8 protein-coding genes are annotated in these 9,085 nt (G+C 43.7%); 3 read left to right on the top strand and 5 right to left on the bottom strand.

Going from position 1 to position 9,085, the window contains the following annotated elements:
• Positions 1-253: hypothetical protein (locus tag J3U75_RS09875; RefSeq protein ID WP_267391960.1), on the bottom strand; the 253-nt coding region annotated here is incomplete at its 3' end.
• 403 nt (positions 254-656) lie between these two features.
• Between J3U75_RS09875 and mutY the strand changes: the two genes are divergently transcribed.
• Together mutY and mgtA are read left to right on the top strand one after the other, a co-directional pair.
• A complete protein-coding gene (mutY, locus tag J3U75_RS09870; RefSeq protein ID WP_267391958.1) occupies positions 657-1,727 on the top strand; it encodes an A/G-specific adenine glycosylase in 1,071 nt (356 codons plus the stop codon).
• 431 nt (positions 1,728-2,158) lie between these two features.
• Complete coding sequence (gene mgtA, locus J3U75_RS09865) at positions 2,159-4,846, top strand: magnesium-translocating P-type ATPase (protein ID WP_267391957.1); 2,688 nt, start codon at positions 2,159-2,161, stop codon at positions 4,844-4,846.
• A 259-nt stretch (positions 4,847-5,105) separates the two neighbouring features.
• Here mgtA and J3U75_RS09860 read toward each other — a convergent pair whose 3' ends face one another.
• The 3 genes from J3U75_RS09860 to J3U75_RS09850 all read right to left on the bottom strand — a co-directional run bounded on the left by J3U75_RS09860 (position 5,106) and on the right by J3U75_RS09850 (position 7,788).
• Positions 5,106-5,474, bottom strand: a complete 369-nt coding sequence (locus J3U75_RS09860; protein ID WP_267391956.1) for a nuclear transport factor 2 family protein — start codon at positions 5,472-5,474, stop codon at positions 5,106-5,108.
• A gap of 168 nt (positions 5,475-5,642) precedes the next feature.
• A complete protein-coding gene (locus J3U75_RS09855) occupies positions 5,643-6,905 on the bottom strand; it encodes a glycerate kinase type-2 family protein (RefSeq protein WP_267391955.1) in 1,263 nt (420 codons plus the stop codon).
• Positions 6,906-6,930: 25 nt separating this feature from the next.
• Positions 6,931-7,788 (bottom strand): LysR family transcriptional regulator, encoded by an 858-nt coding sequence (locus J3U75_RS09850; RefSeq protein ID WP_267391954.1) that lies wholly within the window; start codon positions 7,786-7,788, stop codon positions 6,931-6,933.
• A gap of 104 nt (positions 7,789-7,892) precedes the next feature.
• On the opposite strand from J3U75_RS09850, the gene J3U75_RS09845 reads away from it, so the two are divergent.
• Entirely contained in the window at positions 7,893-8,324 is a 432-nt protein-coding gene (locus tag J3U75_RS09845) for a DoxX family protein (RefSeq protein ID WP_267391953.1), read from the top strand.
• 304 nt (positions 8,325-8,628) lie between these two features.
• Here J3U75_RS09845 and J3U75_RS09840 read toward each other — a convergent pair whose 3' ends face one another.
• Positions 8,629-9,063, bottom strand: coding sequence for a hypothetical protein (locus tag J3U75_RS09840; protein ID WP_267391952.1), 435 nt, complete (start codon positions 9,061-9,063; stop codon positions 8,629-8,631).
• Positions 9,064-9,085: the final 22 nt, after the last annotated feature.

The raw sequence follows: 9,085 nt of genomic DNA, 5'->3' as shown, positions 1-9,085 counted from the left end.
TGCTGTTGGTGCGGGTATTGGGCGAGCCGGTTTTGATTTTGCCATCTTCGGAGGGCGGAAAAAGGCTACTGACCCAGTTGGAGAGGTTGGATACGATGGTATCACCACCTGAAATGGCCATGAGTACGCCGACAAGGACACTTAGGAGTAGTCCGCCGGTGGTGATGGTGCCGAAAATGGCAAAACCTACGGCGGCAGTGATGGCTGCATAGCATGCTATTTCTACAGCCGCACCAACGATGTCTGCGAGCATGGAGGTGTGTAAAAGGATGTCCTCTTCGCGGGCGGCCCAATACGCATTGCCCATTCGTTAAACCCCTTGATGAAAATATAGATGTGTATTGCTATGTTTGTTTTTTGAGTTCGATGCTTTGTTTGTTGTTTACAATAAACTGTAAAATACACTGTTAAATTAACATTACATTACATTTTATCATGTTTGATATTATGTATAAATAAGAATGGTGTTGGTATATGGCTGGTTTGCTGTTCTTATGTTGTTTTTTCTTTATTTGTGATGTTGTGGAGGTGAAGGTAATCAATTTACTTTTTCAGGTATGGCTGCTTGTTTTAGGGTTATGGTTACCAGTATTGGTGGTCTAAGGTCTGAGATTGATATTTCATTAATTAATAGATAAATTTTAAGATTTGGTTGTATGCGAAATGAGGAAGTTTTGAAGTCTGAATTTGCTCCGCGGTTGGTGCAATGGCAGCGGCAACATGGCCGGCATGGTTTACCGTGGCAGACGCAGGAGCCGTATCGGGTATGGCTCTCGGAAATTATGTTGCAACAGACTCAGGTGGCGACGGTGCTGGATTATTACCCGCGGTTTGTGACTACTTTTCCAGATGTGCAGGCACTGGCAGCTGCAGAAGAAGACGCGGTGCTGGGTCTATGGCAGGGACTTGGCTATTACAGCCGTGCCCGCAATTTGCACAAAGCTGCGCAACAGGTGGTAAATGAGTTTGGTGGTGTGTTTCCGTCTGAGCGAAAAGAGCTGCAAAGGCTTTGTGGAGTGGGGCGCAGTACTGCAGCAGCAATTGCTGCGTTCTGTTTTAATGCACGGGAAACTATTTTAGATGGCAATGTAAAGCGGGTGTTGTGCCGTTTGTTTGCGTTGGATGGTGATCCGGCCAATAAAGCTTTTGAGGCAAAACTGTGGACAACGGCTGAAGCTCTGCTGCCACGGAATGCTGCAGATATGCCGGCTTATACTCAGGGGTTGATGGATTTAGGTGCTACTGTATGTAAACGATTGAAACCGGTATGTGCTGTTTGCCCGATGAATGATATTTGTCTGGCACATCTGCAAGGCCGCACGGCTGAGTTGCCACGTAGGAAAGCGGCAGTAGCAGTTAAGGATGTGGCGCTTTACTGGCTAGTATTGCGTAATCGTGCTGGAGCGGTGTTTTTAACTAAGCGGCCGGCTAAAGGGATCTGGGGTGGTTTATGGTGTGTACCCTGTAGCGAGAGTCTGGATGATTTGTATGCACTTGCCTGTGATTTCGGTATACAGGCGGAAGATTTGACTGAAGGCACAGAAATTAAGCATCGTCTGACGCACCGGCAGTTGATGATTCTGCCGTTCGCAGCTGTGGCTGGTGAGCAAGCGCCGGTATCGGCAAGGATAGCAGGTGAGTGGGTGGCACCAGAAAATCTGGCTGTTTATGGTATTCCTAAACCATTGCACAGCTATCTGAATGCGGTGCAAAACAGTCTTTTTTAATCTGATGGTTTTAGGTTTTCTCTGTAATAATGGGTGGTCATACTTATTTTATGTATGTTTGGATTGGGTGAATATACTGTAATGAATTTTGTGTAGTGTGAATAATATTGTTTTTTGTTTTGAATAGCGTAAATTTTGTTGACGCTATCATTGCAAATCCGTATAAACGCTATCTTGCTGAAATATTTCTGTCTTTTAAGTAATTATACGCAAAAGGCATAATGCTTAAGAGATGGATGTTTTAGTATTTGCTGAGCTTAATGCGATGCATTGAGTTTCTGATTATTTAACCGGGAATAAAACAATGGAAGAAGATTCGAGTCGACCGTTTATTTTATTGATACCACAACTGCAACTAGGCCGTTGAGGTTTCCGGGTTAGTCTACAGTATCTACCGACCGGGAAACTGCATGGCCGGTGAGGTACTGTTTATGAAAAAATTAAAAAAAATCATTTCTCAACCAGTGGATATTAAGGCTGTGCTGGAGTCGCGCAACAGTCTTGATGGTACGCTGTCTAATTTACAGACCAGTCTGAGTGGTTTGACCGAGCATGACGTTAAGGAACGGCTGGCCAATTTTGGTCGCAATGATGTGGTGCACGATAAAGCTCCGTCTGCGTATCTGCAATTGTTGCTGGCATTTAAAAATCCTTTTATCTTCGTCTTGCTGGCGCTGGCTGGTGTAAGCTTTTTTACTGATTATCTGATTCCTTTGCGTCATGGTGAAGAAACCAGTTTAAGTGGCCTTTTTATTATTGTGGTGATGGTGCTGCTGAGTGGTTTGCTGAGCTTTTGGCAAGAATATCGTTCTAATAAGGCTGCGCAGGCGCTGAAATCCATGATCAGTACTACTGCCACGGTATTGCGCCGTAGCCACCGTGATATCAGTACTGAGCAGCTAGAAGTACCTATTAAGGAAGTGGTGCCAGGGGATATTATCTTGCTTTCTGCTGGGGATATGGTACCTGCCGATGTGCGCTTAATTGAGTCTCGCGATTTGTTTATTAGTCAAGCTGTGCTGACAGGTGAATCTATTCCGGTAGAAAAATCCGATACGGTGAATATGCATGGCACGGTGGCAGCCGACAAGCCTGTCTCTGCTAATCCGCTGGATGCAGAAAATATCTGCTTTATGGGAACCAATATTGTCAGTGGTAACGCTAAAGCTGTGGTGGTTGCCACGGGCAGTGATACTTATTTTGGCTCACTGGCTAAATCGATTGTGGGTACTCGCAGCCAGACTGCTTTTGACCGCGGTGTAAACAGTGTCAGCCATTTGCTGATTCGTTTTATGCTGATTCTGGTACCGGTGGTGCTGTTGATTAATGGTTTTACCAAAGGTGACTGGGGTGATGCTGCTTTGTTTGCTCTGGCTGTGGCTGTGGGGCTGACACCGGAAATGTTACCAATGATTGTCAGCGCCAATCTGGCCAAGGGGGCGATGGCAATGGCACGGCGTAAAGTGGTGGTGAAGCGTCTGAGTGCCATTCAGAATTTTGGCTCTATGGACGTATTATGTACTGATAAAACCGGTACGTTGACTCAAGATAAAATCATCCTCGAACATTACACTGATATTAACGGTAATAATGATAATGAAGTATTGCAGTTGGCATGGCTGAACAGCTCCTATCAGAGTGGTATGAAAAATCTGATGGATAAGGCCATTGTGCGCTTTGCGCAGGAACCGGAAAACAGCGCAGTGATTAACGATGGTGGTTATCGTAAGATTGATGAGTTGCCGTTTGATTTTGTACGCCGGCGTCTGTCTGTGGTGCTACGTGATGATAAGCAGCGTCATGTGCTGATTTGCAAGGGTGCAGTGGAAGAGATGTTGTCTATTTCCAGCTGTGTGTATGAACAGGGCAAACATCTGACATTGAATGCTGCACGACGTGAACAGTTGCTGGCACTGGCTGAAAGCTACAATAAGGAAGGTTTTCGCGTACTGGCTATTGGTAAAAAGTATATTCCAGAAGGGGAACAGAAGGCACAGTATGCGGTGGCAGATGAAACTGAACTAACTTTATACGGCTTTCTGACTTTCCTTGATCCACCAAAAGACAGTGCGGCACAGGCGATTGCTGCTTTAAGTGAAAATGGCGTAGCGGTGAAAGTGCTGACGGGTGACAATGCTATTGTGACGCGCAAAATCTGTCATGAGGTGGGTATTGAAGCTGGCCAGCCACTACTGGGTAATGAAATAGAAGCTTTGAGCGATGAGGCTCTGAAACCGCTGCTGGAACGGCATACTGTGTTTGCTAAGCTAACGCCGTTGCAGAAGTCGCGTATTATTCGTTTGTTGCAGGAAAATGGGCATACGGTTGGTTTTCTGGGCGATGGTATTAATGATGCGCCGGCTTTGCGTGATGCCGATGTGGGTATTTCTGTGGATACGGCTACTGATATTGCTAAGGAATCTGCGGATATTATTCTGCTGGAAAAAAGTTTGATGGTGCTGGAAGAAGGGGTTATTAAAGGGCGCGAGACCTTCGGCAATATTATTAAATACCTGAATATGACGGCGAGCTCCAATTTCGGTAATGTATTTTCAGTATTGTTTGCCAGTGCTTTCTTACCGTTTCTGCCGATGCTGGCAATTCAATTGCTGATACAGAATCTGCTGTATGATTTTTCTCAGCTTTCCCTGCCATGGGACAAAATGGATGAGGAATTTCTACGCAAACCGCGCAAATGGGATGTTTCTAATATTAGCCGTTTTATGCTGTTTATTGGTCCGATTTCCTCTATTTTTGATATCAGTACGTTTGCATTGATGTGGTTTGTGTTTCATGCCAATGCACCGGAAGTGCAGAATTTGTTTCATTCTGGCTGGTTTGTGGAAGGTCTGCTCTCACAGACGCTAGTGGTGCATATGCTGCGTACGCGTAAAATACCGTTTGTGCAAAGTACCGCTGCTTTACCGGTATTGTTGATGACAGTGCTGATTATGGCTGTAGGTATTTATATCCCATTTTCACCAATTAGTGGCTGGATTGGTTTGACGCCATTGCCATGGCAATATTTCCCATGGCTGGTGTTGACTCTGGGGTGTTACTGTGTAGTGACGCAGACGGTGAAGCGCTGGTATATTCGCCGTTTCGGGCAATGGTTCTAACTATCGGTGTGAATAAGAGCGGGTGAATAACTCGCTCTTTTACTTAGTTGCTATTGGAAAAAAATCGCTGGCTAAGTTTGCCATCCATTTGGCGATGCAGTGTGCACAAAAGTGAATTCAGAAAAAATTAGATTGCTAAGGTCTGGAGAATTTAGTGTATACACAGGTATGTGGTTTTTGCTTTTAGTATTTATCTAACTTTTTAGGCCATACTATTTCATACAGTATGGCCTGATAAATTAGCGGCAGGTGTTAATAATTAAAAAACACTGTTGCCGTTGACCGATTTTATTTTTTCGATATTTTCTTCTATTACGTCCCAGTGTTCGGCTATCTGGCCGTTTTCTAACCGGTAAATATCACAGGTTTTGCTTTGATGACCTTCTTCATCAGTGGTTTTATAGAATACATATACCATATCGCCATCGGCGCTGATGTTTTTAGTGTCATATTGCAGTTTTTGCTGCAACAAGGTATGTAGAAATTTGACGAAGCCTTCACGGCCATTTGCTACTTCCGGGTTGTGCTGAATGTAGTCTTCTTTGACAAATTTATTTATGTTGGATAAATCACCATTTACGAATACCTGTTGGTGAAACGCTGTGACAATTTCTTTATTGGTTTGCATCATTTACTCCAGAAAAATTCGGCATATACCGATAATTCATTGTAGCGAGTAATTTTTTATATAAATAACTGATTTATAATAATTAACTTTTTGTATTGCTAGATTGATTATTAATTAATTATTATTAAATCGATGCTGGAGCGGGCTAAATTTTGTCTGGATTTATTTTTAGAGTATGAGTATGGCGCGGAAGTCGTTGATGTTGGTGCGGGTAGGGGTGGTAATCAGTAATTGTTTGGTGGCGGCAAAAAAATTATAAGCTCGGTGCTGTTGCAACAATTCATTGGGATTGAGGCCGATTTTTCGCGCATGGTGCAGACTCTCAGGAGTGAGCCATGCGCCGGCATTGTCCTCGCTGCCATCAATTCCATCGGTATCAGCGGCCAATGCGTAGATACCGGAGGCGCCATTCAGTGCAATAGCCAGTGCAAGGAGGAATTCGCTGTTGCGTCCGCCGCGTCCTTGATGTTTGAGGGTTACAGTGGTTTCTCCGCCACTGAGAATTAACAGCGGTTTTCTATGTGGCTGCTGGTGATGATACTGGGCAATGCCAGCCATTACCTGAGCTACTTCGCGTGCTTCACCTCCTATGCGGTCGCCCAGATAGAGTACGTCGATACCCTGATTCTGTGCCTGTTTTTGTGCTGCGCTAAATGCCTGATGCGGGGTGATGATGATATGAGCGCTACTGTTGTCCAGCTTTTTGGGGGTTTCTGCTGTGGGTGAATTTAGATAGGTGGCTACGCTTGGCGGCAGTTCGAGCTGATATTGGGTGACGATTTGTTTTATGTCGGCAACTGTGGTGGGATCGGCTACGGCGGCACCAGAGCCGATGGTGCTGATGTCGTCGCCAACCACATCGGAAATAGCCAGTGTGGTGATGTGAGCTGGTGCGGCAGCTTCTGCAAGGCGCCCGCCCTTTATGCGTGACAGATGTTTGCGCAGGGTATTCATGGCTTCGATAGGAACGCCGTGAGTAAGCAGTTGGCGGTTAATGTTTTGTTTGTCTTTCAGTGAGATACCGGCAATCGGTAATGTGGTCAACGCGGAAGCACCACCTGATACTAAATAATAGACCTGATCTTTTGGGTTTAGTCCGCTTACAGCTTGCAGTAATGCTTCGGCAGCCGCCTGCCCTGCGGAATCAGGTAGAGGATGGCTGGCTTCCAGTACTCGAATGTGTTTGGTAGGTACACTATGGCCATAACGGGTTACAACCACTCCGGATAGGGGTGGATAGTTTTCTGGCCAGATTCTTTCCCACTCGGCAGCCATGGCGGCGGCAGCTTTGCCGGCACCGACTACTATTACTTTGCCCGTAGGTTTTTGTGCTGGTAACCATGCTTTCATTTTATTTATTGGGCTGGCTTCTTGCACGGTGTACTGAAAAAGCTGCTGTAGAAAGCTGATGGCCTGGTCGTTTTTAATCATATTATTTCCCCTTTGTATATAAATGTTAGTGGTTTTTTTCATTTGCAAATTTCTGTGCCAGAAAATCGATAAAGCTGCGTACTTTGGCACTGAGAAATTCACGATTCATGTAGGCGGCATAGAGGGTGTGGCTTTCAGGGCAGGCGATGTGATCGATGGTTTGGAGGCGCTGATTTTCGATATCTTCTTTAACCATCCACTCTGGTAAATAGGCTAGTCCCATATGATTGAGTGCCATTTGATGGATCAGCAGGGCACTGTTGCTGGTACAGGCCGGTATCAGGGGTAGATCGAGATGTACGTATTGGGGAAGTAGCCCATAGTGCTGTTTGAGGTCGGCCATGGTATGCGGCATACCATATTTTTTCAGGTATTGCGGGCTGGCAACCCATAGGAAATCGATTTTGGTGATGGGTTTGACTATTAGATTAGGTTCAGGATTATTGGTTACTCGCAGTGCAAGGTCTATTCCTTCAGCTACTAAATCGGCGCGGCGGCTGTCGAGATTAATAGACAGGCTGACTTCAGGATATTGGCGCCGATATTCTGCTAGCAGTTCTCCGAAATGGCGAGAGGCACACCAGTTCGGAGCGGTGATTTTGAGTAGCCCCTGAGGTTTGATGGTGCCAGCCTGAGCGATGTGTTTTGCTTCGGAAAGGGTATCTAGTGCTTCTACACAACGATGATAGTATTCTTGACCGGCTTCAGTGAGGCTGATGCGGCGGCTGGTGCGGTTGAGCAGTTTGGCCTGAATGCTTTTTTCAAGATGATGTAGGTGCTTACTCGCCATGGCTGTGGAAATATCCATGAATTCAGCCGCTTTGGTAAAGCTGCCGAGTTCGACAACATAGCGAAATACCCACATGCTTTGTAAGGTGTCCATTTAGTTTCTTTACAGGAAATAATTATTCTATAAAAATGATATCGTTTCTCAATGGTAAATTCAATACACTGTCGTTATCTTTTCAATAGAGTAATGGAGTGGCCATGATTAATACGAAAACAATTGATACTGATTTCAATGGTTATGCTTTGACTGTGTTGCGTCTGGTTACGGCTTTTTTATATATTCAGCATGCTACAGCAAAATTTTGGCAGTGGCCGTTATCCATGACTGACGGTCATGGGTCTGTGGCACTGTTTTCGCTGATGGGAGCGGCCGGTGTTCTGGAATTAACGGGCAGTGTTTTGTTGCTATTGGGTTTGTTTGTGAGGCCAGCTGCTTTTGTTCTGAGTGGACAGATGGCGGTAGCTTATTTGTTTTTTCATACGCGGTCTGCTGGTTTGCATACTTTACTTACTCCTCAGTTAAATAATGGGGAGCAGGCAGTATTATATTGTTTTATTTTTTTGTTTCTCTTTATGGCTGGTGGCGGGCGACTGGCGCTAGATAACCGGTTTAAATCACTTTTAAAGTAGGTGGCTTTTTGACTATCTGGCTATGATTGGTTCATAAATATTCTGTTTGGCTAGTAGGTTTGGCTTAGACAGAATATTTAATTAGACAGAATATTTAACTAGTATATAAATACGTAATTATGAACTATGGTGATTTTTGTAAATATTTGAGATAATTTTATATTTCAATAGGATATTTTATTTAATCTTGCTCTTGCTTATAGAGTGGCTTTTAAAAATTTAATATTTTAGTGATCTGGGATTAAAGTTTTTTCATACTGGTGTTTACTGAGGCTTAGTGTCTATATTTGAATGTTTGTAGAAACTAATTATGTTTTTGTTTGTTTTCCCTGTATACAGATGCAGTGCAGCAACTCAATAAAATTGCGCTAACAAAATACACCCAAAAATTTATTTTAGTTAGATTGTTGTCTTTAATATCTGCAATTTCAGGAGAATATCTATTATAAAGAATTTTGATTTTCTCTCCTTCGTGAACATTTATCCCGGTTGTAATATCTTTGCTAATAACAACGTTATTGTTTTTATCGAGATATTTGGCTGTTAATTCATAATAATCTGTCCCCTTTTTTTGATATTTATAAACGGTTTCTACAGTGGCTGAGGTTTCTATGCCATGTATATGAACTCTGTAATAATAAGTAGCATAATATATGGCTAGTATACTCAACATAGCGCTTATTAAGGTCCCAATCCAAAAATTTTTATCTTGATTATGTAAATCTAGTTTCTTTAACATAATTAATAATGTGCCCTTGAAA

Source organism: Snodgrassella sp. B3088, assembly GCF_026535815.1.
GTDB lineage: Bacteria > Pseudomonadota > Gammaproteobacteria > Burkholderiales > Neisseriaceae > Snodgrassella > Snodgrassella alvi_E.
This window is presented reverse-complemented; position numbering and strand designations above follow the sequence as displayed.

Coding starts and splice junctions, on each gene's coding strand:
- J3U75_RS09840 (WP_267391952.1), bottom strand. CDS start 9,063: ATGTTAAAGAAACTAGATTTACATAATCAAGATAAAAATTTTTGGATT.
- J3U75_RS09845 (WP_267391953.1), top strand. CDS start 7,893: ATGATTAATACGAAAACAATTGATACTGATTTCAATGGTTATGCTTTG.
- J3U75_RS09850 (WP_267391954.1), bottom strand. CDS start 7,788: ATGGACACCTTACAAAGCATGTGGGTATTTCGCTATGTTGTCGAACTC.
- mgtA (WP_267391957.1), top strand. CDS start 2,159: ATGAAAAAATTAAAAAAAATCATTTCTCAACCAGTGGATATTAAGGCT.
- J3U75_RS09855 (WP_267391955.1), bottom strand. CDS start 6,905: ATGATTAAAAACGACCAGGCCATCAGCTTTCTACAGCAGCTTTTTCAG.
- mutY (WP_267391958.1), top strand. CDS start 657: ATGCGAAATGAGGAAGTTTTGAAGTCTGAATTTGCTCCGCGGTTGGTG.
- J3U75_RS09860 (WP_267391956.1), bottom strand. CDS start 5,474: ATGCAAACCAATAAAGAAATTGTCACAGCGTTTCACCAACAGGTATTC.